Origin of the sequence: Glutamicibacter ardleyensis, from assembly GCF_014644555.1 — a bacterium.
GTDB lineage: Bacteria > Actinomycetota > Actinomycetes > Actinomycetales > Micrococcaceae > Glutamicibacter > Glutamicibacter bergerei.
The window spans coordinates 56,314-78,476 of sequence record NZ_BMKX01000001.1 but is presented as its reverse complement, the minus strand read 5'-3'; the positions used below and the strand labels follow the sequence as shown (position 1 = coordinate 78,476).

At 55.7% G+C, this 22,163-nt stretch carries 21 protein-coding genes and 1 pseudogene; 8 read left to right on the top strand and 14 right to left on the bottom strand.

Annotated features, from left to right (window positions below; translation table 11 throughout):
• Positions 1 to 12: 12 nt before the first annotated feature.
• From IEX04_RS00380 to IEX04_RS00365, 4 genes are all read right to left on the bottom strand, one after another.
• Positions 13 to 381 carry a cupin domain-containing protein gene (locus IEX04_RS00380; protein ID WP_188682881.1) on the bottom strand — a complete coding sequence of 123 codons (369 nt, stop codon included), beginning with the start codon at positions 379 to 381 and terminating at the stop codon, positions 13 to 15.
• Positions 381 to 1,826 carry an NAD(P)/FAD-dependent oxidoreductase gene (locus IEX04_RS00375; protein ID WP_188682880.1) on the bottom strand — a complete coding sequence of 482 codons (1,446 nt, stop codon included), beginning with the start codon at positions 1,824 to 1,826 and terminating at the stop codon, positions 381 to 383. Before IEX04_RS00375 ends, IEX04_RS00380 begins: the two co-directional genes overlap by 1 nt.
• A 360-nt stretch (positions 1,827 to 2,186) precedes the next feature.
• The gene (locus IEX04_RS00370; RefSeq protein ID WP_188682878.1) at positions 2,187 to 2,612 is read right to left on the bottom strand and encodes a hypothetical protein; all 426 of its coding nucleotides are present in this window, start codon (positions 2,610 to 2,612) and stop codon (positions 2,187 to 2,189) included.
• A complete protein-coding gene (locus IEX04_RS00365) occupies positions 2,587 to 4,515 on the bottom strand; it encodes a primary-amine oxidase (RefSeq protein ID WP_188682876.1) in 1,929 nt (642 codons plus the stop codon). Before IEX04_RS00365 ends, IEX04_RS00370 begins: the two co-directional genes overlap by 26 nt.
• A gap of 128 nt (positions 4,516 to 4,643) precedes the next feature.
• Between IEX04_RS00365 and IEX04_RS00360 the strand changes: the two genes are divergently transcribed.
• From IEX04_RS00360 to IEX04_RS00345, 4 genes are all read left to right on the top strand, one after another.
• Positions 4,644 to 5,237 carry a TetR/AcrR family transcriptional regulator gene (locus IEX04_RS00360; protein ID WP_096255598.1) on the top strand — a complete coding sequence of 198 codons (594 nt, stop codon included), beginning with the start codon at positions 4,644 to 4,646 and terminating at the stop codon, positions 5,235 to 5,237.
• 103 nt (positions 5,238 to 5,340) lie between these two features.
• On the top strand, positions 5,341 to 6,264 hold the full coding sequence (locus IEX04_RS00355) for an AraC-like ligand-binding domain-containing protein (RefSeq protein ID WP_188682874.1): 924 nt from the start codon (positions 5,341 to 5,343) through the stop codon (positions 6,262 to 6,264).
• 113 nt (positions 6,265 to 6,377) lie between these two features.
• On the top strand, positions 6,378 to 7,826 hold the full coding sequence (locus tag IEX04_RS00350) for an APC family permease (RefSeq protein ID WP_188682872.1): 1,449 nt from the start codon (positions 6,378 to 6,380) through the stop codon (positions 7,824 to 7,826).
• A 12-nt stretch (positions 7,827 to 7,838) separates the two neighbouring features.
• Positions 7,839 to 9,251 carry an aldehyde dehydrogenase family protein gene (locus IEX04_RS00345; protein WP_188682870.1) on the top strand — a complete coding sequence of 471 codons (1,413 nt, stop codon included), beginning with the start codon at positions 7,839 to 7,841 and terminating at the stop codon, positions 9,249 to 9,251.
• 147 nt (positions 9,252 to 9,398) lie between these two features.
• On the opposite strand, the gene IEX04_RS19070 is transcribed toward IEX04_RS00345, so the two are convergent.
• Both IEX04_RS19070 and IEX04_RS19065 read right to left on the bottom strand, forming a co-directional pair.
• The gene (locus IEX04_RS19070) at positions 9,399 to 9,572 is read right to left on the bottom strand and encodes an NAD(+)--rifampin ADP-ribosyltransferase (RefSeq protein ID WP_308422384.1); all 174 of its coding nucleotides are present in this window, start codon (positions 9,570 to 9,572) and stop codon (positions 9,399 to 9,401) included.
• Positions 9,573 to 9,619: 47 nt separating this feature from the next.
• Positions 9,620 to 9,745 (bottom strand): NAD(+)--rifampin ADP-ribosyltransferase, encoded by a 126-nt coding sequence (locus IEX04_RS19065; protein ID WP_308422383.1) that lies wholly within the window; start codon positions 9,743 to 9,745, stop codon positions 9,620 to 9,622.
• Positions 9,746 to 9,847: 102 nt separating this feature from the next.
• On the opposite strand from IEX04_RS19065, the gene IEX04_RS00335 reads away from it, so the two are divergent.
• Positions 9,848 to 10,663, top strand: a complete 816-nt coding sequence (locus IEX04_RS00335; RefSeq protein WP_188682868.1) for a shikimate 5-dehydrogenase — start codon at positions 9,848 to 9,850, stop codon at positions 10,661 to 10,663.
• A 22-nt stretch (positions 10,664 to 10,685) separates the two neighbouring features.
• Here the strand turns inward: IEX04_RS00335 and IEX04_RS00330 are convergent, their stop codons facing one another.
• Positions 10,686 to 11,141, bottom strand: coding sequence for a hypothetical protein (locus IEX04_RS00330; protein WP_096255589.1), 456 nt, complete (start codon positions 11,139 to 11,141; stop codon positions 10,686 to 10,688).
• A gap of 116 nt (positions 11,142 to 11,257) precedes the next feature.
• Positions 11,258 to 11,485: a hypothetical protein gene (locus tag IEX04_RS00325; RefSeq protein ID WP_188682860.1), complete on the bottom strand. Its 228-nt coding sequence runs from the start codon at positions 11,483 to 11,485 to the stop codon at positions 11,258 to 11,260.
• Between IEX04_RS00325 and IEX04_RS00320 the strand changes: the two genes are divergently transcribed.
• Together IEX04_RS00320 and IEX04_RS19100 are read left to right on the top strand one after the other, a co-directional pair.
• Positions 11,477 to 12,481, top strand: coding sequence for a hypothetical protein (locus IEX04_RS00320; RefSeq protein ID WP_188682858.1), 1,005 nt, complete (start codon positions 11,477 to 11,479; stop codon positions 12,479 to 12,481). The genes IEX04_RS00325 and IEX04_RS00320 overlap by 9 nt on opposite strands.
• 30 nt (positions 12,482 to 12,511) lie before the next feature.
• Positions 12,512 to 12,601: pseudogene (locus IEX04_RS19100) on the top strand (aldehyde dehydrogenase family protein); the annotation flags it as partial.
• A gap of 65 nt (positions 12,602 to 12,666) precedes the next feature.
• Here IEX04_RS19100 and IEX04_RS00315 read toward each other — a convergent pair.
• The 5 genes from IEX04_RS00315 to IEX04_RS00295 form a co-directional block, all read right to left on the bottom strand.
• Positions 12,667 to 13,149 carry an HtaA domain-containing protein gene (locus IEX04_RS00315; protein WP_096255584.1) on the bottom strand — a complete coding sequence of 161 codons (483 nt, stop codon included), beginning with the start codon at positions 13,147 to 13,149 and terminating at the stop codon, positions 12,667 to 12,669.
• Between the two features lie 88 nt (positions 13,150 to 13,237).
• Entirely contained in the window at positions 13,238 to 13,699 is a 462-nt protein-coding gene (locus tag IEX04_RS00310) for a hypothetical protein (protein ID WP_188682856.1), read from the bottom strand.
• 127 nt (positions 13,700 to 13,826) lie between these two features.
• Positions 13,827 to 15,197: an FAD-binding oxidoreductase gene (locus IEX04_RS00305; protein WP_229676918.1), complete on the bottom strand. Its 1,371-nt coding sequence runs from the start codon at positions 15,195 to 15,197 to the stop codon at positions 13,827 to 13,829.
• 91 nt (positions 15,198 to 15,288) lie between these two features.
• Positions 15,289 to 16,659: an aspartate aminotransferase family protein gene (locus IEX04_RS00300; protein WP_188682854.1), complete on the bottom strand. Its 1,371-nt coding sequence runs from the start codon at positions 16,657 to 16,659 to the stop codon at positions 15,289 to 15,291.
• Positions 16,660 to 16,702: 43 nt separating this feature from the next.
• Positions 16,703 to 18,211 (bottom strand): CoA-acylating methylmalonate-semialdehyde dehydrogenase, encoded by a 1,509-nt coding sequence (locus IEX04_RS00295; RefSeq protein ID WP_188682852.1) that lies wholly within the window; start codon positions 18,209 to 18,211, stop codon positions 16,703 to 16,705.
• Positions 18,212 to 18,334: 123 nt separating this feature from the next.
• Between IEX04_RS00295 and IEX04_RS00290 the strand changes: the two genes are divergently transcribed.
• Positions 18,335 to 19,957, top strand: a complete 1,623-nt coding sequence (locus IEX04_RS00290; RefSeq protein WP_188682850.1) for a PucR family transcriptional regulator — start codon at positions 18,335 to 18,337, stop codon at positions 19,955 to 19,957.
• 227 nt (positions 19,958 to 20,184) lie between these two features.
• Here the strand turns inward: IEX04_RS00290 and IEX04_RS00285 are convergent, their stop codons facing one another.
• Positions 20,185 to 22,143 carry an acyl-CoA dehydrogenase family protein gene (locus IEX04_RS00285; protein WP_188682848.1) on the bottom strand — a complete coding sequence of 653 codons (1,959 nt, stop codon included), beginning with the start codon at positions 22,141 to 22,143 and terminating at the stop codon, positions 20,185 to 20,187.
• Positions 22,144 to 22,163: the final 20 nt, after the last annotated feature.

Below are 22,163 nucleotides of genomic sequence, written 5' to 3'. Positions count from 1 at the left end.
TAGTGAGCGCCATTACCGACTGAGATAAACTTTGCGAATTTTCTGGGTGACTCGCCATTCGGTGTGCATCCCCGAATACAACCGGATTAGTGCGCCGGGAAATAGTTCGAGATGTTGGGAGCGAAAGCCGTCAACCGGAAGGATCTCTACAATTCCGGCCCCGCTGAGCACCACAAAGAACTCATCGGATTCGAGATCTTTTATGGCACCGATAGACATCTCCCAGATGCCTACTTCTGTTTCGTCTAGCTCACCGACCGCATAGAACCCGGAGCTGGTCTGCACTGAACCAAGCTGTTGTGATGATGCGACGGCAGTGGAATCCAACTCGAAAGTATTGGCATCAACAAGTAATGCCTGCGGTTTGTGCGAATCAGTCATTAGGAATCAAATCCCATGCCAATCTTGTCCATGACCTTTAAAAAGACCGGACGTTTACCTTCGTTATGATCTGCCCTGATCAGCTGGTTGGTCATTAATTGAACCCCCACGTAGGCCGCTGGTTCCGGTGGGAATGGCAATGGTTTCGTACGGACCATTTCCAACTCGGTCAGTTCAGTCTTAGCTCCTGAGAGCAGGTCCAACATGACTTTGGCGCCGAACCTAGTGGCTCCAACGCCAAGGCCGGTAAACCCAGCACAATACGCAACTTTTCCTCCGTGAGTCAGATCAAAGAAGGAGAAGAAGCGTGAGCAGGTATCTATAGCGCCGCCCCAGGCATGAGAAAACTTCACATCTTTGAGTTGCGGAAAACTACCGAAAAAGTGGGCCGCTAACTTCTCGAAGGTGGCAGGGCTACTGTCATAGCTCGAACGGATCCGGCCGCCAAAATGATACACAGCATCGTAGCCTCCGTAGAGGATCCGGGTTTTTCCTTGCGAATCAATGGTGGGGCGGGCGTAGTGGAATCGATTGTTTAGATCTGCCAGACCTACGGGCTCGGCCCAGCCTAAAGCTTGCTGTTGTTCTTCGGTCAGTGGTTCGGTCATCAGCGCATAGTCATATACGGGGATCACCCTCGCATGGTGACGTTTGAGCAGTGAGGGGAAAACATTGGTGGCTAAGGCGATGCGTTCCGCAGTGATTTGCCCGGCCTCAGTCAGAACCCGGACGTGGGTACCTGTATCTCTTAGCTCGGTCGCTCGGGTGTGCTCGTAGATCCGCACTCCCAGTTCGCGGCAAACTCTAGCTAACTCCCAAGCAAGCTTTGCCGGGTGAACCAACGCGGTGGATTTTCGGTCTAGCGAGCCGGCCAGAAAATCGGGGGAGTTGATCAGCTTCTTCACTGCAACGGCATCGAGGAATTCGATCCCGTCCGATTCTGCGGCTTCAGCGACCCAAGAAACCTGATGCGGCTCGGTGGCTACCTCAAGTACACCGGCACGGGTGAAGTCCACGTCCATGTTGTAACGTTCTACGGTGGCTTGGAATTCATCGAGGTTTTGGGTCCCAAGCTGGCCAAGTAGTTCGTTTTCTTTCGGTAGGTGGTTTGCGCCATTAGCCTCCCCATGAACCAACGAGGCTTCACAAAATCCACCGTTTCGTCCTGAAGCGGCCCATCCGATGCGGTGGGACTCGATGAGTACTACATCACGATGTGGATCTCTCTCTTTGGCTTGTAGCGCGGTCCACAGGCCGGTGTAACCCCCGCCGATGACGAGCAGATCTGCCTCGGTGTTTGATTCCAAAGCGGAGGTCGCTTCGGGGCGTTGTGCATGATCCAGCCAGTAGGAACCGTGCTTCGCGCTTTCTAGCGATTTCTTGATGTGCTCGGGCGATGCATTGGCTTCATGCCGGTCGAATGTCAAAGTTTTGGGGTTTCTCATTAGTGTTCCTCAGCTTGTTACGAGCGGAAAATAGTTAGGCCGGTAACGTCAGTGGAACGACTAATGGGCACAAGGCGACGACGGGGATTTGGGTCTTGAGAAACGCAGGAACTTGCGTAGCTCGTTGTCCATGAATAGCACCGTGCCGGGAAGTGAAGCGTACCGGGGCATGATTCGATAGCCAGTGGCTGGCCACGGATATCCCTCTTCTCGGAAGTACTTGCCTCGTAGTGAACGTCATTCATTACTTATCTAAGCCCGGATTGTGAGGTAGGTCAAGAGATATTTTGAGATGCCTATGTGTCTGTTGGAACGGTCAAACGCGTGTGGCCCAGAAGTAATCTGGGCCACACAAAATTTCTACCTCGCATCCAGTAGGTCCGAGCTTCGTATTCGCGAACGGTTGAGGATGGTCGCTGCAAAGAACGTGAGTACGAGCTCGCTAACACCAACCGCAAGCATGGGGATCGCTTGCGCTGAGTGGTGAGAGGCTGAGGATGTCGAATGATGAGCCACTGCTCCGGGAAGCCCTAGGACCATGATGATGTGCATCAATGCCATCAGCGCACTCATCAGCATTAATGCCTGTACAGACTCGCCTTGGAGGACGCCGCGAGCGCATTTTAGGCACCAGAATGTCATCACCAGGATGAGCAAACTCCAGCCCAACCCATGTGGTGCCATGACCAGTAACCCCAGGTGCGCGGCGGCCAGCAAGCACGTTGCGATTAGCAGGACCTTCGTGCTGAAGCTCTGAGATTTATCCCTGAGCGGAGCAGCATCCACCGGAAGACTCCGCCTCGGTGGAGCAGCAACCGTGCTTGGAGGGTTCCGGAACATCCAGTGCGGGTGAGCGGTCAAAGAATCCCTCCGGGCGGATCTTGAAGCCGACAGTGTCTACCGGCATGATGGGCCAGTCTTCGGTGCGGGGGAAATGTGTCAACGCGAAGGTGTGCCACAAGCTAATCTCTTCACGATCAATATTCTTATCGTCTTCAATCCACGAACCGATACCTTCCACACCGGGGTTTTGATTGACGAAGTCCCCGGTTGGGTAGCGCTGCGCCGGATTGCGTTTGGTCACCCATAATGCTTTGGACGCGAATTCTGCGCGTTGATGTATCGAAGATCCTTCAGCGGCGAGCAAGGTTGGCAGTCCCTGTGGCAAAAGCTTGTAACCTACGGACTTACCTAAATAGTTCTTTGATTCAGGATTGGTGACCACCCAAGTACGTCCAGCGGGCATATTCGCGTCGCGAACTGCTTGCTTCTCTGTGCCAAGCACCGTGTGGGAACGGCTAAATGCGTTACCGCGCGGGTTCTCTTTGCTGATTGGGAGTCGCACGGCTTCCTCTTCGATGACCTGACTTGGCCCATCATCAAGTGCGAAGTCCAAACGAGCGCCGAAGATGTGCTGATGGAAGGGTGCTCCCAATCCAGGGGCCATTTCCGAAGCAAAACGCTCGTCACGCATTGCGGAGGTGAAGACGATACCAGTGGCTTTTGCCTCGAATTCGATGGTGCCATCGAGGTAGAGGTACCAGTAAAAACCGTAGTCATAGTTGCCCACGGTGGTGAAGAAGCTGATGACCAGTCGGCGATTGCGACGGGTGTACTTCACCCCAGACCAATCATCGGCGTGCTTGGACAGAATCGAGGCGTCTTCCTCGTGCATGCAGATCCCGTTAGTGATTGTCCGGGCGTTTCCGTCTGCATCAGTGACTACCGGTGAGATGTAGTGAATTTCTCCGAGGCAATCACAACCGAGCTCTAGTGAGTTGGCCAACCGGCCAATCAAGTATTCGCCGGTATCGAAGTAGTTCTGCCAGCTGCGCACAGGTGACGGGTCTCCGTAAGGAACTACCATCTCGGCGATGGAGGCCCGGTCCAAGATACGGCGATCGTTGCCCTTGTCGTTAAAGGCGATGTTGTAGAGTACTAGTCCTTCGCGCATGTCGAAGCCGATATCCAGTGACCATTTTTCCCATTCAACATGGTTACCCGAGCTGACCGTGAAGCTGGCTCCTTCGGGCTGAGTGATCTCGATAGGTTTCTGCGTGGTGCGAAGCGGCCCGGTCAGTTCGGGGTCGGTATAGTTTCCGTGGGTCTCGGGAACCGGTACGATCTCCAGATCTAAGAGTTGATCGACGGTGCCGGCGATGGTGTCAATGTAAACGACCAGCCCGTCCACCGGGTGGGCCCAAGCTGAATCTTCGGCGAAGTCTTGACGGAATGCGAGACCACGTAGGATGCGGCGACCAGATTCTTCCGGGTATTCCTCGGCATAAACGCCTGCCGACAAGGGGGCCACACGTACTTGATCCGGTGTGAGGCCACGCTTTTTGAGGGCGGCTATCCACTGTGGATCGACAGCAAGAATTGATTCCACCATTTCGAACTCTTCGAGCAACACCGGCATCTGACCTGCCAACGCTGAGTCCAAATCAACAACCGAAGTCACCGAATTTTCACTGAGGTTCAGCTCGATATCCTTCGGGGAATTGGTGATCTTGTCTAGAAGCATGACTCGAATATGCCGACCTGCACGCTGATGACTTGGATCTTCTAGACCCAAATACGCAATGCGGGTGTGCTCGGTGAATAGTTGATTGTCGATCAAAAGCTGTTTTGCGGCACCAATTTCGGTTTCGCTAAGCAGGGTGTAATCGGTCGCTGTCGTGGTGGGCATGACGAACTCCTTCGGCATTTGAATGTGATCTGCAACATTTATTATTCTCTGTTTGTAGAGAATACGCGTGACTGGAATGTGACGCAACCCATCAATGCAACAAAAATAATGTTGGCTAGGCTTGAGGCATGCCAAAAATTGTTGACCATGACCAACGCCGCCGTGAGATCGTAGAGGTCACCTGGCGATTTATCGCGCGCGAAGGAATTGAGAAACTTAATCTTCGGGACCTAGCGGCTGCTGCTGGGTATTCCAATGGCGCCCTGAAGCCTTACTTCCCGACACGGGACTCCTTGCTGGCCGCGACCTTCAACTATGTCGCCGAGTCAACGGAGAAGCGGATTGCCCGCACCACCTCAGGGTTGAGCGCTTTAGAAGCGATTGCCGCTTTCGCTCGTGAAGTGCTCCCACTAGATGAACTGCGATGCGATGAGGCCCGCGTAGCCGTCCACTTCTGGCATCTAGCGCTGGGGGACCCGCACTTGGCGGCGGTAAACGCCGGCACTATGGACCGCTGGCGCTCCCTACTTGATTTCTGGCTAGAACAGCTACTCGGCACCGGACACCCGAAAGCGAATGCTGCGCGTGACTCGTTGATTAACTTTTTGATGGGAGCGCAGGCCGGAAGCGTGCTCGATAATGCGATCAACACTCCCTCCTCCCTTGAGGGTCAGTTGGAATATCGGCTTGAGACGCTGCAGTACATCGCGACGGCGCGCTAAGCGGAAATTCTCCGCGTGCAGAAAATAGTGACATTTCCCTCCGCTAGGCGTACCCTCGATCGTGATGCTCGGCACATAATCGTCCTGGGCGGAGAGGGAACGCATGTATCAACTTCAGCACGTGGACTCGTTCACCGCATGGTCGCAGCTCATCTCTGACGCATTTGTTAAACTGCGCAGTGAACAGGTCACCGCCGGACATTTTGCTGCCACTCTTGGCACCAACACGCTTGGTGACATCGGGCTGATGCGCATCCAAGCCAAACCACACGCGGTACGACGCACCGAAGAGCTCACCACGAGTGGAGACGGCGCTTTCTACAAAGTTTCATATCAGATCCAAGGCCATGGATTGCTGATCCAAGATGGCCGGGAAACCCTGTTATCGCCTGGGGATCTGGCTATTTACGACACTCAGCGTCCATATACCTTGGCCTTTGAAAAACCAGCCTCGATTATGGTCACCCTGATACCGCATGAACAATTTCGGCTCTCCCAGCAACAGGTCGGACAGCTGACGGCAGTCGCACTCAAAAGCGCTCACCCACTTTCTGGGACCGTCACCCCATTGCTCAGTCATTTAGGGAAGAACCTCTCGCAGTGGGACGATTTTGGCGGATCTGCACTGGCTCGCAACACCGTGGATTTACTGGCCACGGCATTAGGCGGTGCCTTGGGAACCGAAAATCATGCGGATACCAAGAATAATCAGCGCGAACGCATCACCAGATACATAGATGCGCACCTGTCTGAAATGGAACTAAGCCCAGCGCGCATCGCAGCCGCACATTTCATTTCGGTGCGCAGCTTGCATGCCTTATTCGCCGATGAACCACTGAGCGTTGCGGCGCTGATCCGTCACCGCCGGCTAACTGAAGCTTCTGGACTGCTAAACGACCCAATGCTCAAGGAACTTTCCGTGCAAAGTATCGGCGCCCGTGTGGGAATTGGTGACGCTGCAGGTTTTAGTCGGATGTTTTCCCGAGAATTTGGGATGACCCCCGGAAGATATCGTCAGACCATTTAAGCTCCGTAGTTAAGATCTGCACTCGAAGGCAATCGGCGTGCACGCAAGGCCTAGGAAATACGTGGCGGCTACGAGATCCTGAAAACACAATACTTACTTATTGGGGGGATCAAATGGGATTGGAACAACGCACACTGACGGTGCCCGCATTAGTCGTCATGATCATTGCCGCCAGCGCACCGCTTACCGCGGTAGCAGGCGGGGTGACAACGAACTATGCGGTTACCGGGATGGACTCAGTACCTTTGTCTTTCTTGCTCATTGGAGCTGTATTGCTGGTGTTCAGCGTTGGATACACTGCGATGAGCCGGCATATCCCAAATGCCGGAGCCTTTTACGCGTATGTCGCCGAAGGCTTGGGCAAGGCTCTGGGCGTCGGCGCCGCCATGGTCGCGCTGGTCAGCTACAACCTGATGCAGATTGGCATTTATGGCATGTTCGGGTTTGCCGCGTCCTCCTTCAGTAATGGGTTGATGGGCACCTCGATCCCTTGGTGGGTTATGGCGTTGGTGGCCTGGGTCGTGGTCGGCTTTCTAGGCATGAACCGAGTCGACTTTTCCGTCAAGATTCTGGGCTTCGTGGTGGCAGCAGAATTTCTGGTCGTAATCATCTACAACATCATGGCTTTCAGCCTGGCGCCGGAGGCTCCCCAGCCCGAAGCCGCGTTTAACCTTGGCGATGCAGTGGCTCCCGGAATGGGTGCGGTTATGGCCTTTACTATTGCCGCTTTTATGGGGTTTGAATCAGGAACTATCTACAACGAAGAGGTCAAAGATCCCAAACGGACCGCCCGCAGGGCGACCATGATCGCGATCATCATCATCGCCTGCTTTTATGCGTTCTCGGCCTTTGCTGTAGCGGTAGGAGAAGGGGCATCCAACGTCATGGGATCCACCGCCGAATTTGGGCCGGACTTGTTGTTCGTTTTCTTCAGCGCACACACGCCGGCCTGGTTTGTGGATCTGGCTAACGTCCTGTTTATCACCAGCTTGTTTGCCGCGCTGCTGGCATTCCATAACGTCATAGCTCGGTACTTTTACTCCATGGGACGCGGTGGAGCACTTCCAAAATTCCTTGCCCGTACCTCACGGACCACACATGCACCGGTAGCTGGTTCCTTGGCGCAGTCGTTATTGGCCGTCGTGGTGATCCTGGTCTTCGCGGTGATTTCTACGGGTAAAGATCCGATGTACATCGTATTTACCATGTTCACATGGATGACGAACTCTGCCGCCTACGGACTGGTGCTACTGATGGCGCTGACTTCCTTCGCGGTGATCGGCTACTTCATCCGCCACCGGACCAAGGACTCGGTATTCACTCGGGTAATTGCCCCACTCTTATCTGGCATAGCCCTGATCTATGTCTTTGCTCAGATTGTCGTTAACTTTGATCTCTTGCTTGGAATGGAAGAACCGGGCATGCTCGGTTACATCCTGCAAGCCATCGTGATTCTGCCCGGACTCATTGGTTGGGCGCTGGCGTTGTTTATGCGTTCGCGCACACCCAATGCAGAACCGGATCAAGATATTCTTCCCGTCGTCTCAACTTCTCAGCACTAAAGGAGCTCTCATATGTCGTACTCAAACGCAGAAGAATTATTGACGGCTATTCAGCCAGCAACAGGTGGCACAGAAATTCTTGACCCGGCCACCGGTGAATTGGTGGGACGCGTAGCCCAAGGCAGTGTCTCAGATCTTGAGGCAGCGGTTGACGCCGCCCACGCGGCCCAACCTGCTTGGGATGCGCTTGGTCATGAAGAACGTAAACGCTTGCTTAACTCGGCAGCCGATAATATTGAGGCTAACGCTGAAGCGTTAGCGCAGCTGTTGTCGCGCGAGCAGGGCAAACCTCTCAATGGGCCAAACGCACGATTTGAGGTCGGGGGAGCAGCTGCCTGGCTTCGCGCGGCCACCGCTTACGATATCGAACCAGAAGTAGTGGTCGATGACGGGGAAACGTACGCAACCAAACACTACCGAGCCCTAGGCGTAGTAGGCGCCATTGGTCCGTGGAACTGGCCCATGATGATCTCCATCTGGCAGCTGGCCCCATCGTTGCGTATGGGAAATACCGTGGTGATGAAGCCCAGTGAGTACACCCCACTGTCGGTGCTTGCCTTGGGTCATATCCTCAATGAAGTATTGCCAGCCGGCGTGCTGCATATTGTCGCCGGAGGACGCGACGTGGGCGAGAAGCTTTCCTCACACCCGCTCATTAGCAAGATCATGTTCACCGGTTCCACCCCAACGGGTAAAGCCATCATTCGTTCCTCGGCTGATACGGTCAAGCGACTGACCCTGGAACTAGGCGGAAACGACGCAGGAATCGTGTTGGAAGATGCAGATCCACAGGCAATCGCAGAAGACCTGTTTTGGGGCGCCTTCATCAATACCGGCCAGACCTGCGCGGCACTCAAACGGCTCTATGTTCCCGAAGCAATCTATGACCAGGTATGCGAAGCGCTCACCAACGTGGCTGCTAAAATGCCTATGGGCGTGGGGCTGGATGAAAATAACGTGCTCGGCCCACTGCAGAATAAGGCGCAGTTCGACATTGTGGCGGACCTAGTCCAAGACGCGGTTGATTCCGGCGCCAAGGTGCTGCTCGGCGGGAACCCAGATCTGCAAGCTCCGGGGTATTTCTACCCAACTACGTTGATCGCGGACATAGATCCTCAGAACCGGTTGGTGACCGAGGAACAGTTTGGCCCGGCCTTGCCAATCATCAAGGTGAAGGATGTCGAAGAGGCTATTGGGCATGCCAATGCGTTGGAGACCGGGTTGGGTGCGTCGGTGTGGAGCTCGGACCGACAGCAGGCTCTCGCGGTGGCTGCCCGGATCCAAGCAGGAACCGTGTGGATTAATTCGCACGGAACTATCGATCCACGGATTCCTTTTGGTGGGGCTAAACAATCAGGTTATGGGCTGGAGTTTGGCCTGGATGGGCTCAAATCACTGGCACAGCCGCAGCTAATCAAGGGCTGAGCGTAGCCGAGCGCGAAGATTTTCGGGCGGTGCCCGATGCTGTCCAAGGCATCGGCACCGCCCGCAAACGCCCAATCCCTAATTAATGACTTCAGCGCCTGGACCGTCGCTGATTCTTGGAATCCTCTCGCGCCAAGCCTGCAAGGCCTAGGAACGCAACCGCGTCCAGTTATAGACTTCGCGGATCACGCGTACCAGTGCGATCCTGCGATCGGAGCGAGTTGTGTTGCCCGGGAAATCCTTATCGGTCGCGTTGGGGTCGTCTTCATACGCGCCCGTCGGTTCTACTTCTACCTCGTAGACATGGGCGATACCGTCCACGCCGCGATTTTAGCCGCCAGCCCTGCTTCATCGACAAGCGCCGTGAATTAGATACGGTTCGTGATTATTTCCGGACGGTAATTCGACGGGAATCCGGCAGTCAATGCACCTCCAAGCTGCAGCTCGGCTTTGGTGCCGTGGAAGAACGGGCCGTCATCAAGTTCCTTGGTCATAGCCCAAGAGGATAACCGCCAATGCCGATTCGTGAAAGTGTGCGCCACGGATCCCCACGTATATTGGGATGTGAACCGGCAGCAATATTTGGAGGGCAACGCGTGCCTATTTTGAATAAAGACATGACCTTATGCATTTCGTTATCGGGTCGACCGTCTAACATCGGCACCCGGTTCCACAATTATTTGTATGAAGAACTCGGGCTGAACTTCGTCTACAAGGCCTTCTCCACCGACGACCTCGCCGGTGCCATTACTGGTGTCCGAGCCTTGGGCATCCGCGGTTGCTCGGTATCCATGCCGTTCAAAGAAGATGTTATGGCAATGGTCGACGAGATCGAGTTTTCGGCCAAAGCAATCGACTCGGTGAACACCATCGTGAATGCCAGTGGGCTACTGGTTGCTTCCAACACGGACTTCGAAGCGATCGCGACGCTCATCGAACGCCATCAGCTGGATCCAGGAAGCAGTGTGCTTGTCCGTGGCTCCGGCGGAATGGCCAAGGCTGTGGTTGCGGCCTTCCACGAAGCGGGTTTCCGCGACCTGACCGTGCTGGCTCGCAATGAAGGTTCCGGTCAAGCCCTGGCTGATAAATACGGCTACGGTTTTGCCGGCGTCGACCCTGCCCCGGGACACAAGATCCTTGTGAATGTTACACCGCTGGGCATGGTCGGTGCGCAGTCAGAAGAATTCTCATTCAGTGCCGAGCAGATAGGCTTAGCCCGAAGCGTATTCGATGTCGTGGCTTTTCCGAGCGAAACACCGTTGATCCGCGTAGCGCGTAGCGCCGGCAAGCAAGTGATCACTGGCGCCGAAGTCATTGCCCTGCAAGCCGCGGCACAGTTCGAGAAGTACACCGGCCAAGCGCTCTCCGAGGAACAGGTCCGCCGCGCTTCCGAGTTCTCGCGGAAATCCTGAATTTTTAAAAGAGGTAGTCGTACTAGCTGGCGGTAACCGCCCTGTCCGTGACAGTGTTTCCACGAAAAGTCGTCAGCAGCAGGACGAAGTAGATCACAGGCAAGAGTGCAAGCAATCCTAGGGATGTCAGCTGGAAGAACTGGGTGTTCAGCGCAATTCCATTCGTGACCGGAGCTCCACCCTCGGGCATGTAATCGGCGTACCGTGTAGGCCTTGAGGAAGCCCATAAGACGAAGAATCGGAAGACGAATGCCGCTGTCGCGGAGATGGCGATCACGGGGAGCAGAAGCGACTGGTTGCCGGCATCCGTGCGCCTTGTATGGCGTAACCGCGCAAAAACCGATATCAGCGCCGATGCGCCTAAGCCCAACGTGATGATCTGCAAAAACCACGAATGCGCCGTGATGAATGACAAAATCATCAACACGATGCTCAACCCAGCCAGAATTCTGATCTTTGATACGTGGGCACTCGACATAAACCGAGCCTACGTCGTTTTCGGAAGAAAAACAGTCAAGTCAGCTGATATCAGAAGGCAGAGAAAGCGAAGGCCCGGCACTCGGCGGAATCGAGCCGCGCAGCACAACCTCAACTTCATCCATCTGCTGGCCCGCGGTACTGGCCGTTGAACAGCTTCGAACCAGCCTCGGTGAGCGCCGCCGAGAAGCCGGTTTTGACCACGCTGAAGTCATTGCCCTGCAAGCCACGGTCCTGTTCGAGGGGTACATCGGCCAAGTGTTCACCGAGGAACAGGTCCGCCGAGCTTCGAGTTCTTTCGGGAAGAGAGGCAACTTGGCGGTTCGCAGAACCTTCGTGCAACATTGGCACAATAACAAGAAATCGCAGAGTAACCCGAATAAACTTATTCAAACCAGTTGGGCAGATCAATTTATTACAGAAGGGCTGGCCAGTTTGCGCGGCAAATTATCAACGCTCAAGGAAATGGAATACGACAACTTCTCAACTTGGAAACGCCATGCACCGTGGATTATCCGAGTGGCCGTTGCCTTGGTTCTCTTCATTGCCAGTGGGATTCTCTTGCTCATTGCTTTTTCGCTGACCAACAAAATTGAGAACACCGAGCTAGCAGGAATGGCTTTCGGGTCATTCATCATTTTCGGCTTTGGGCTCTTCTTCTTTATAACATCGTTCGGAAAGATGCGTCTTGCCTGGCGGGCATTCTGCCGATCCAAAGGACGCTATACAAAATCGGAAAAGGTGATCTTCAGCGAAAGGGCAGAGCTCGCGCGTGCGCAGGTCGCAGCAGCTCAGCTGGCTGGTGATCTTTTCGACGGAACTTGGAAACCGCAAAACCCGCCGTGGGACGTCGTCATGGGGCAAAGCGAACAGACGCTCTGCGCCGCTAATGCCAACTACGCCCGATTCTATGGTTCAGATGTCACCTACTCACAGAGTTCTGGCTTCTTGATGGGGCATCCAACCTTAGTTGCCGTTGGCGTTCTGGCCATGGCGATGGGGAACAAAGCCCGTCGAACTCAGGCTGACGCATTGGCGAAAGAACAGTGGCGTGAGCAGCAGGAAGTGTTAGCTGTCGTAACGAACCATCGAGTGCTCTGCCGACGACACGACGGAACATGGTTAAGTTTCTACTTCAGCGGAGCCATCAGTATGGATATCGACAGCACAACTGGCACGATGATCGTGCAATTCCCGGATACACAGCCACTGATGCTCGGTGGTACCGGTGGTTTGTATGCTGCCGTAGCCGCCGTCTGGGCGTTACGCGGGCAGCAAGGACTTGAAGGACACCCCGGGCTTGCCTACCTGCGTTCATTGGAACAGGACCAAAACGCCTGACTAGGGTAGAAGCAAGAAGTCCCGGCACTTTTTGGTGGGGCTAAACAATCAGGTTATGGGCTGGAATTTGGCCCGGATGAGCTCAAATCGCTGGCACAGCCACAGCTAATCAAAGGCTAATATGGGTTAAAAATTGCGGGATCGCAACTAGGTACAGTTGCGGTCCCGTCCTTAACGTCTAGCGATTAGCTACGTAGGACAATCTCTACTGGTTCCATCTCTTGGCCAGCCTTATACTGACCGTTAAACAGAACCGAGCCTTGCTCGGTGAGTCGTGCTTCAAAGCGGGTTTTGACTAAGCCGAAGGCGTTTGACACCGTGGTTTCGGTTAGTTCGGCCAACGGTGCGCGGGTACCGGACTGATCTGCGACGCTGAGTAGAATCTTGTCACCATGCTCTTCGATGTGCGGTTCAATCAGATCCAGTTTCATCATCCCGCCGTGTCCTTCAAACGAGACGTTGCCCTTAAAATGAAGTTCTCCCTCGGGGGCTTCTGTTTGGTTGGAAACCGGAAAAGCCAGGTTGTTTCCAACTTGCCAGACACCATTGGAAGCTTCGATTCGCCCGTCGGGTAGCGATGAAATATATCCTACGAAGGACGCTTTCAGGCCCCATTGCAGGTGAGGCTGAAACGGATCACCTACCGGTGCACCATTCATACCCATCATCGTGTTTTTCCCCTTTTGTGTAGGCGCTTCATATGGTGCGCAAATTAGATCCGGGGATCAGTATTACATACTCGCTAGTTATGGGATACTACTGGTTACGTTTGTCGCGCTCGTGGTACCAAACCTTTTCGATAAATGGTTCTCCAGAGCCTTGGAGCATAACCTCAACGTCATCAAAGACCGTGCCGTCTGGCAGCGTGAGGTCAGCGGTAGCCCATGAACCATTCCACGGCCCCAGCTCAAGATGGGTGGGATTGTATTTAAGCTGAATATTAGCTTCCAAGTCATTCCTTGAATCGAAATAACCGGTAATACCCATGGCGAGGAACACGATGGTCAGGACTGCAACGAGCGCAGCGACGATCAGCTCAATGCGAATGGAGGAACGTAATGCGTAAGTTTGGTAGCCGTCTACCAGGGTGGAGAACTTTCGCCGACGTAGCATCCCATGGATGAACAGGGGAATGAAGATCAACAAGCAAACCACTGCAACGCCCAGATAAAACAGTGGGATCACGAAGTTGACATCGGCGAATTTACTGGCATCCATCGCATTATTCTAACGAGAATAAAGCTAGTTAGCTAGAGCAAATAAACACTATCTGATGTCTCAAATGCCTGATTGTGCGGGCCGTTTTGTATTCGCCGCCCGCACGACCAATTTAGATTTCTCGGGGTTAGATTGCTTTGCCTGGATTGAGAATTCCTTGAGGGTCAAAGACCGCACGTAGCCGTCGCTGTAACTGCAACGAAGTCTCACCAATTTCCTCGGCGAGCCAGTCCTGCTTGAGTAACCCGATTCCGTGTTCTCCGGTGAGCGTCCCGCCTAATTCCTTAGCCAGATAGAACATGTCAGCCAACGCAAGTTTCGCGGCCCCCGTAGTAATGGATTGCCCTTCAGGAACCACAATGATTGGGTGTAGATTTCCGTCCGCTGCGTGAGCAATCGTGAAAATTTCTACGCCACGCTCGGCTTCGATACGTTGTAACCCGGCGAATGCTTCGGCAAGACGATTGCGTGGCACACCGATATCGCAGATCGATACCGTGCCCAGTAACTCCATGCTTGGGATCGCTTGGCGTCTCGCTTCGATCAGGGCGTGGGCCTCTTCTTCATTTTCGGCAAGTTCAACATGGCTGGCCAACGGGGCAATTGTTTGGGTGAGTGCTTGCATCTCCAGTTGTGCGCCAAAACCATCGGTCTGCGCCAATAACAACGCTCCACCACGCTGTTGATGTTCGGTCCCCAACGCTGCATCTATCGCCCGCAGAGATTTGCCGTCCATCAGTTCGAGTACCGAGGGTTGTAGTCGGGCAGCGATGACCGCCGAGGCAGCCTGCGCGGCGGTGTTTTCATCGGCGAAGTAGGCAACCATGGTGGAGGTGAACCGGGGTTTGGGACGTAAGCGGAGTACCGCTTCCACCACGATGCCTAAGGTACCTTCCGAACCAATGAGCAAGGCGTTCATGTCATACCCGGCTACACCCTTGATGGTGCGACGTCCGGTGCGCAATAGCTGGCCATCGGGCAACACCACCAACAGGCTGAGTACGGACTCGCGGGTCACCCCATACTTGGCGCACCACATGCCGCCCGCGTTTGTGGCAATATTTCCGCCAATGGAGCAGATTGCGGTACTTGCTGGGTCTGGAGCGTAGAACAATTCATGTTCTCCGGCCGCCCGGTTTACTTCAGCATTGAGCACTCCAGGCTGGACTGCGGCAAGCTGCTCTACTGGGTCAATGTCCAAGATCTGGTTCATCCGCGATAAATCGAGCACCACCTCGCCGGCTTGTGCACAGGATCCTGCAGCCAGACCGGTGCCAGCCCCACGCGGAACAATCTTCACCCCATGCTCATGAGCCAAACTCATCGCCAACACCACATCATCGATGCTTTGGGCAAAGATCACCCCATCGGCAAAGCTTTCCGGGATATAACCGGAACGGTCAATGCTTGCCTGCTGGCAAGCTTGCTGATCTGTGGAAGCTTGCGGGTGCGCGTTCAGCAGCAACGCGGTGGACTCGTTGAGCTCGGAGGGGATCACTTTGAGGTCCTGGTCTTAGTAGGGAAGAAAATGCTAAAAGGCCCGGAGGAAACACAATATGTGCTTCCTCCGGGCCTGATATTGCTCATCGTTAGGCGGTTACAAACTTGTCCGCGACAAAGAGCGCCTGCTCCAGACGATCGAGTGCCTCGATAAGAACCTCGTCGGGAATGTTCATGGCCGGAACCACGTGCAGCCGGTTGAAGTTTGCGAACGGCAACAAACCGGCTGCCTTGGCCGCCGCGACGACTTCATTCATTTCAGCTGACGAGCCACCGTAGGCCGCTAATGGCTCACGAGTTTCACGATTCTTCACCAGCTCAATGGCCCAGAACACTCCGGTGCCACGAACCTCGCCGACCGACGGATGGTCGGCATAGAAACGTTCCAGGCGCGGACCGATAATTTCCTCGCCTAGACGCTTCGCGTTAGCGATCATATTTTCGTCTTCCATTGCGGTGATGGTCGCCACCGCCGCAGCGCAGGCCAGTGGGTGCCCGGAATATGTCAGGCCTCCAGGGTACTGACGCTCGCGGAAGGTCTCATAGATCGCCTCACTGATCGCCACACCACCTAGTGGAACATAGCCGGAGTTCACTCCCTTGGCGAAGGTCAACAGATCTGGGGTGACATCCCAGTGATTGACCGCGAACCATTCACCGGAACGTCCAAAGCCTGCCATGACCTCATCGGCGATGTAAACGATCCCGTATTTACGGGTCAACTCCCATACCCCCGCCAAGTAACCTGCCGGTGGCAGGTATATTCCGGCGGTGCCGGGAATCGATTCGAGGATTAGCGCGCCGATAGTCGAGGCACCTTCCAAGATGATGGTGTCTTCCAAGTGCTTCAGGGCCCGCTCGGTTTCCTCGGCTTCGGTGGTTGAACCAAAGTAGGAACGGTAGGGGTAAGCAGGGAAGAAGTGCACCACCCCGTCGGTTGCGTGATCCGAGGCATAACGGCGTGGATCTCCGGTCACGTTCACCGCGAGGTGAGTACCGCCATGATAGGAACGGTAGGCTGAAAGCACCTTGTGTTTCCCGGTATGCAGCCGTGCCATGCGGATCGCGTGTTCTACCGCATCGGCGCCGCCATTGGTAAAGAAGATCCGGTTTAAATCACCCGGGGTTCGTTCGGCGATCAGCCGGGCCGCCTCGGACCGTGCGTCATTAACATGCTGCGGGGCAATGGTGGCAATCTTGTCCGCTTGCTCGTGAATTGCTGCGATGACCTTGGGGTGCTGGTGGCCGATATTAGTGTTCACCAGCTGGCTGGAAATATCGATCAGCTGGCGTCCTTCGCCATCCCAGACGTAAGAGTCCTGGGTTTTCAGGATGGTCATCGGAGCGAATGGCCCTTGGGCCTGCCACGAATGAAATACGTGGTCGCGGTCCAGCTGGTAGGCATGCTTGCCTGCCTGGATCTCTTCCGCCGAAATTTCGGTGGTGAGCTGCTCGGTCATGTATCTAGTTCTTTCTACTGGAACCACTGAGAAGGGATGCCGGCTAGTCGTTCTGCGGGAAGCCGAGGTTGATGCCGCCGTGGCTCGGATCAAGCCAACGCTTGGTGACGACCTTGTTGCGGGTGAAGAACTTAAAGCCCTCAGGGCCGTAGGCATGCTGGTCACCGAACAACGAAGCTTTCCAGCCGCCGAAGGAGTGGTAACCCACCGGTACCGGGATCGGCACGTTGACGCCGACCATGCCCACCTGGATTTCGTTCTCAAAACGCCTGGCGGCTCCACCATCATTGGTGAAGATCGCGGTGCCGTTGCCGTACTTCGAGGCGTTGATCAGGTCGATACCCTCGTTGAATGTTTCTACACGAACTACCGACAGGACCGGGCCGAAGATTTCATCGGTGTAGATGGACATGTCGGTACCGACCTTGTCGAACAAGGTCGGGTGCAAGAAGAATCCGTTGCCCTCGGCATCGAGCGCTCCGGTGCGACCATCAACTACCAGCTCCGCGCCGGAGCTTATGCCTTGCTCGATGTATCCGGCGACCTTGTCTCGGTGTTCGCCGGTGATCAGCGGGCCCATATCGCAACCGCGAGTGCCATCGCCTACGCGCAGCTTCTTGGCGCGTTCGGCAATCTTAGCGACCAGTTCATCGGCAATGGTGTCCAGCGCAACCACTACGGAGATCGCCATGCAGCGCTCGCCGGCGGCGCCGAATCCGGCGTTCACCGCCATATCTGCTGCCAGCTCCAGATCTGCATCCGGCAGCACGAGCATGTGGTTCTTCGCTCCGCCGAAGGCCTGGACACGCTTGCCGTGGGCGGCACCTGTGGAGTAGACGTACTGGGCGATGGGGGTGGAGCCAACAAAAGATACGGTATCCACGCGTGGGTCGGTCAACAAGGTATCCACCGATTCCTTGTCGCCATGCACAACGTTGAGTACGCCCTCGGGCAGGCCAGCTTCGGCGAAGAGCTCTGCCATCCACTGTGCCGCCGTAGGATCCTTTTCCGAAGGCTTGAGAACCACGGTGTTGCCGGAGGCGATGGCTACCGGGAAGAACCAGAGCGGAACCATTGCCGGGAAGTTGAACGGCGAGATGATGGCGGAGACGCCGACCGGCTGGCGCAGGGACTGGACATCCACGCCGGTGGAAGCGTTCTCGGAGTATTCGCCCTTGAGCAGGTAGGGGGCGTTGCAGCACAGCTCAACAATTTCCATGCCGCGGGCAATTTCGCCCAAGGCGTCGTCCAGCACCTTGCCGTGTTCGGCGGTGATAATGGCCGCTAGTTCACCCTTGCGCTCGGCAAGCAACTGGCGGAAGGTGAACATGATGGCGGTGCGGCGGGCCAGCGAGGTGTCGCGCCACTTCGGGAAGGCCTCGCGGGCAGCTGCAATTGCCGCTTCGGTGGTGTTCTTCGAGGCGAGAGCCACCTCGCGGGCTACCTCACCGGTGGCGGGGTTGTAGACCTTGGCGGTACGTGTGTCGCCCTCACCGGTGAATGGAGCGTTGTTAACCCAGTGCTGCAGAGTTTCGGTGATAGTAGTCGTCATGAAAATTCCCTTCAAAGCGTGGTTGGTTACCTGACTCCATCTTGCGTCACCAATATGACTGACAACACATGCAATGTGTCATGATTTAGTAGGCAATACTTACGCTTTGTAAAGGTGCGAATAATGGGTACACGAACCGCCGGTTCTTTGACCATGGGTGATGTCTTGGCTTTGCCGGTAGTCCAAGACGCGGATCCGCTGGTTCTCTCCGGTGCGAAAAATCTGGATGCGAACCTGCGTTGGGTCCACGTCACCGAATCAGCGGACAACGTCGATCTGCTCTTTGGACGCGAGGTGGTGCTGACGACCTTACGCAATGTGGAACCAACAGTGGAACGATTGCGCTCATTCATGAACCAGCTGGCCCACGCTGGTGCCGCCGGAGTGATTGTTGAACTGCTAGCCGACCCGGTGCACCCGAACTCACCGGCGGCAAAGCACCTAGCCGACGCCGCGCAGGGTCTCGAACTGCCGGTGATCCACCTGCGGAAAAAGGTACGTTTTGTGCAGATCACCGAGGTCATCCACGAACGGCTGGTTTCCGAACAACTGGCGGCCGTGCAGTTCTCCCGCAACGTGCACGAAATCTACACCGAACTATCGCTCAATGAGGCTGATGAGCAGCGCATCGTGGAACGCACCTCCGAGCTGCTTGGTGCTCCGGTAGTCCTCGAAGACGTACGCCACCACGTGCTGGCTCACGCCGGAGCCGGATACGGTGCCGAATCGGTGTTGGAACACTGGATGAACCGCTCAAAATTTGTTGGCTACGCGGAACAGACCGGGCGTGGACACGGCACCGAAAACTGGCTGCAAACCCCGGTAGGCGCGGTACGCAACCGGTGGGGCCGGTTAGTCGTTCCGGACGAACTGGACGATGAACATAACGCGGCACTGGTTCTTGAACGTGCCGGACAGACCCTGACGATCGCCAGGCTCTCCGGGCGTGACCAACGTGAATTGCTCTATCAGGCACGTACCTCCATGATGCATGAGCTGCAGCAACATCATTCATATACGGACAAGGAAGTCGCAGTCCGCGCCCAATCCCTGGGCCTGGACAGCGGATCGCACTATGTACCGCTAGTCATCGCCCTTGCCGAAGCGGAGAATTACAGCCCCACAGACCTGCAACTTCGCGAACGGGAAGTGCTGGAAGTGATTGACCAAGTGGCAGAAAACATGCGTGTGGGAGTACTTGCAGGCTCACTGCGCTCGGGGTGCCTTGCCGTTATCGTGCCGGTATCCGCCAAACAGCTGGTGGCCAACGCCTTGCAGCGGTTTACCCGCCAACTCACCGAAATGCTCACAACGCATATCGCCATCGGGGTAGCAGCGGAGGAGACCAGCATCGGTGCCAGCGCTCGCCGGTTGGAAGAGGCCGCACACGTGGCCGAAATTGTCCCCAACCTTCCCACCCGGGCCCGTCCCTATTATCGTTTTGCGGATCTGCGCCTGCGCGGGGTGCTTTCTGCCATGGGGCAGGATGCACGAATGAGAAGCTTCGCGCTTACCGAACTATCTGGATTGCTTTCCCCAGTGGACCCAGATGGACTTGAACTGCTGGAACAGTTTCTCAACCACGGGGGCAACAAGAGCACCCTGGCTAAGGAAAGCTACCTCTCTCGTCCCACGCTGTACGCGCGGCTGGCGAAATTGGAAGACAAGCTCGGTGTTTCGCTGGGAACCGCCGAGTCCAGGGCAAGCCTGCAGGTGGCGTTGCTCTGGTATCGAATGCATGGATAACAGCGAAACTAGGCTGGTGCGGCCACCAATTGAGCTCTGGATCTTCGGTGCCGAAGCATGGACGAAGCGGTGCCCAGCGGCTTCCAAGGCCCGGGGTGGGGATCTATTCGGTGCTCGCCGGCACCGCACGCCCATTTCGAGCAATGCTGGGTTAGACCGCGAGGTTCCGTTTAGCATCACCTCCAGCGTGCATCAGATTCTTTCCAAATCTCATCCCAGCCACGGATTCAACCTTCGGTGCCATACGGTTGGCGTGCATCCGGCATGCTCTGGGTTGACCACTCGGCGATCCATGGACCGGTATTTTCGGAAACATCGCGCACGCCGTCTTCGAGCCATTCAAAATCTCCATTCAGGAGTTTCGCCGCAATTTGTTCATCACGGTGGGTGGTGTTGTTCCACAACTGCCTAAAATGTTCTTCGCATCGTTTGGTGGCTTGTTCGCAAAATGCTTGTGCGAGCGTCTCGGCTGAGAACCTTTCCGGCGCTCCAGTCTCATGCAAGGAGAGGGTCTTGGTGATAGTTGCTGCCATCGCAAAAAGTTCGGCGCCGATATCAACGATGTGGCCAAGGAAGACTTGCTGTTTATCCATGCCAGCCTGCCAGCGCGCCATCCCGGCAAAAGTTTGACGTGCCAGGCGCCTGGAGCTGCGTTCAATAAAGCGCAGGTGCTTGGCCAGCGGTCCTTGTTCCGAAAAGGACCCCGGCACGGTCCCGGCTCCAACCATAAGCTTGGGTAACCAGCGCGCGTAGAAGCCGGACGCGTCAACGGCCGCTCGGGCTTTGTCCTCCAGGCTGGAACCAGCCTGAGCGAGAGCCCCGGCTGCTTGCAAGTGTGCGTCCACCGCTTCACGGGCAATCAGCAGGTGCATGATTTCGGTAGAACCTTCGAAGATGCGGTTAATGCGTAGATCGCGCAGCAGCTGTTCGGCGGGCACCGCTCGTTCGCCACGTGCGGCTTGGGAGGCAGCTGTTTCGTATCCTCGGCCGCCACGGATCTGAATTAGCTCATCAACAATTTTGTAAGAGACCTCGGAACTGTAGAGCTTGGCCAGAGCTGCTTCGATCCGGACATCTTTCATGCCTGCGTCGGCCAGACTAGCGCTCAGCTCGAAGACCGCTTCCAGAGCGTAGGTGCTCGCTGCCATATAGGAAAGCTTGGCGGCAACTGCTTGGTGCTTGCCTATGGGCAGACCCCATTGCACTCGGGCCGCTGACCATTCGCGAGCAATTTTGGTGGACCATTTTCCTGCTCCAGCGCACAGGGCAGGAATCGACAATCGACCGGTATTTAATGTGCTCAGCGCAATTTTCAGCCCGGAGCCCTCGCGGCTCAATCGATTTTCTACCGGAACCCGCACCGCGGAGAACCGTGTCACGCCATTTTCGATTCCACGCAGTCCCATGAAAGCGTTGCGATTTTCTACGGTGATGCCGGCGCTGCTTGCTTCCACGATAAAAGCGGTAATCCCACCCTTGCCTGCGAGTTCGGCCCCTTGAGCCTCATGCGGTTTGACCTGCGCCATGACGACGAGCAGGTCGGCGACCACGCCATTGGTGGTCCAGAGCTTTGACCCTTCGAGAAGGTAGTGGGTTCCGTCCTCGCTGAGCGTCGCGTAGGTACCTAGCCTGGCCGGATCCGAGCCCACATCGTTTTCGGTGAGCAGGAAGGCACTGATCTCGCCGGCCGCACAACGCGGAAGATAGGTGCGTTTTTGTTCCGACGTTCCAAAACTTTTGACCGGTTCCGGCACGCCGATTGATTGGTGAGCCGAAAGCAGCGCACCAAGAGCAGGGGAAACCGAACCAACCCGCATTAAAGCCCGCCCGTAATCAAGCAGACTCAGCTCCAATCCACCGTATTCTTCGGGGATCTTCATACCAAAGGCGCCTACCTCGCGTAGCGCTTTGATGTATTCCTCGGGAATGCGCGCAGCTTGTTCAATGCGCGATGCGTCGAACCCGTCGAGGACTGGGATTAGTTGCGCAAGGAATTTTTCGCCACGCTCGGCGGATTGCGCATCTTGCACTGGCATGGGGGTGATTAGCGAAAAGTCGACGTCGCCCATGTAGATGCCTTTGGCGAAACTTGGACGTTCCCACGTTTGTTCACGGGAGGCCTCGGCAACTTCTCGAGCGCTGGCTGCATCAACATTGCTACTAACGGGTTCCGGATTCGGGCTCATGGCAGATCCTTTGCACTCCA

Bases quoted from the DNA above. Each gene is read 5' to 3' on its own strand.
- IEX04_RS19065 (WP_308422383.1), bottom strand. From the start codon at position 9,745: ATGACCAAGGAACTTGATGACGGCCCGTTCTTCCACGGCACCAAAGCC.
- IEX04_RS00325 (WP_188682860.1), bottom strand. From the start codon at position 11,485: ATGTTGCACGAAGGTTCTGCGAACCGCCAAGTTGCCTCTCTTCCCGAA.
- IEX04_RS00295 (WP_188682852.1), bottom strand. From the start codon at position 18,211: ATGACGACTACTATCACCGAAACTCTGCAGCACTGGGTTAACAACGCT.
- IEX04_RS00300 (WP_188682854.1), bottom strand. From the start codon at position 16,659: ATGACCGAGCAGCTCACCACCGAAATTTCGGCGGAAGAGATCCAGGCA.
- IEX04_RS00285 (WP_188682848.1), bottom strand. From the start codon at position 22,143: ATGAGCCCGAATCCGGAACCCGTTAGTAGCAATGTTGATGCAGCCAGC.
- IEX04_RS00350 (WP_188682872.1), top strand. From the start codon at position 6,378: ATGGGATTGGAACAACGCACACTGACGGTGCCCGCATTAGTCGTCATG.
- IEX04_RS00375 (WP_188682880.1), bottom strand. From the start codon at position 1,826: ATGAGAAACCCCAAAACTTTGACATTCGACCGGCATGAAGCCAATGCA.
- IEX04_RS00380 (WP_188682881.1), bottom strand. From the start codon at position 381: ATGACTGATTCGCACAAACCGCAGGCATTACTTGTTGATGCCAATACT.
- IEX04_RS00355 (WP_188682874.1), top strand. From the start codon at position 5,341: ATGTATCAACTTCAGCACGTGGACTCGTTCACCGCATGGTCGCAGCTC.
- IEX04_RS00290 (WP_188682850.1), top strand. From the start codon at position 18,335: ATGGGTACACGAACCGCCGGTTCTTTGACCATGGGTGATGTCTTGGCT.
- IEX04_RS00360 (WP_096255598.1), top strand. From the start codon at position 4,644: ATGCCAAAAATTGTTGACCATGACCAACGCCGCCGTGAGATCGTAGAG.
- IEX04_RS00315 (WP_096255584.1), bottom strand. From the start codon at position 13,149: ATGATGGGTATGAATGGTGCACCGGTAGGTGATCCGTTTCAGCCTCAC.
- IEX04_RS00330 (WP_096255589.1), bottom strand. From the start codon at position 11,141: ATGTCGAGTGCCCACGTATCAAAGATCAGAATTCTGGCTGGGTTGAGC.
- IEX04_RS00365 (WP_188682876.1), bottom strand. From the start codon at position 4,515: ATGCCCACCACGACAGCGACCGATTACACCCTGCTTAGCGAAACCGAA.
- IEX04_RS00310 (WP_188682856.1), bottom strand. From the start codon at position 13,699: ATGGATGCCAGTAAATTCGCCGATGTCAACTTCGTGATCCCACTGTTT.
- IEX04_RS00345 (WP_188682870.1), top strand. From the start codon at position 7,839: ATGTCGTACTCAAACGCAGAAGAATTATTGACGGCTATTCAGCCAGCA.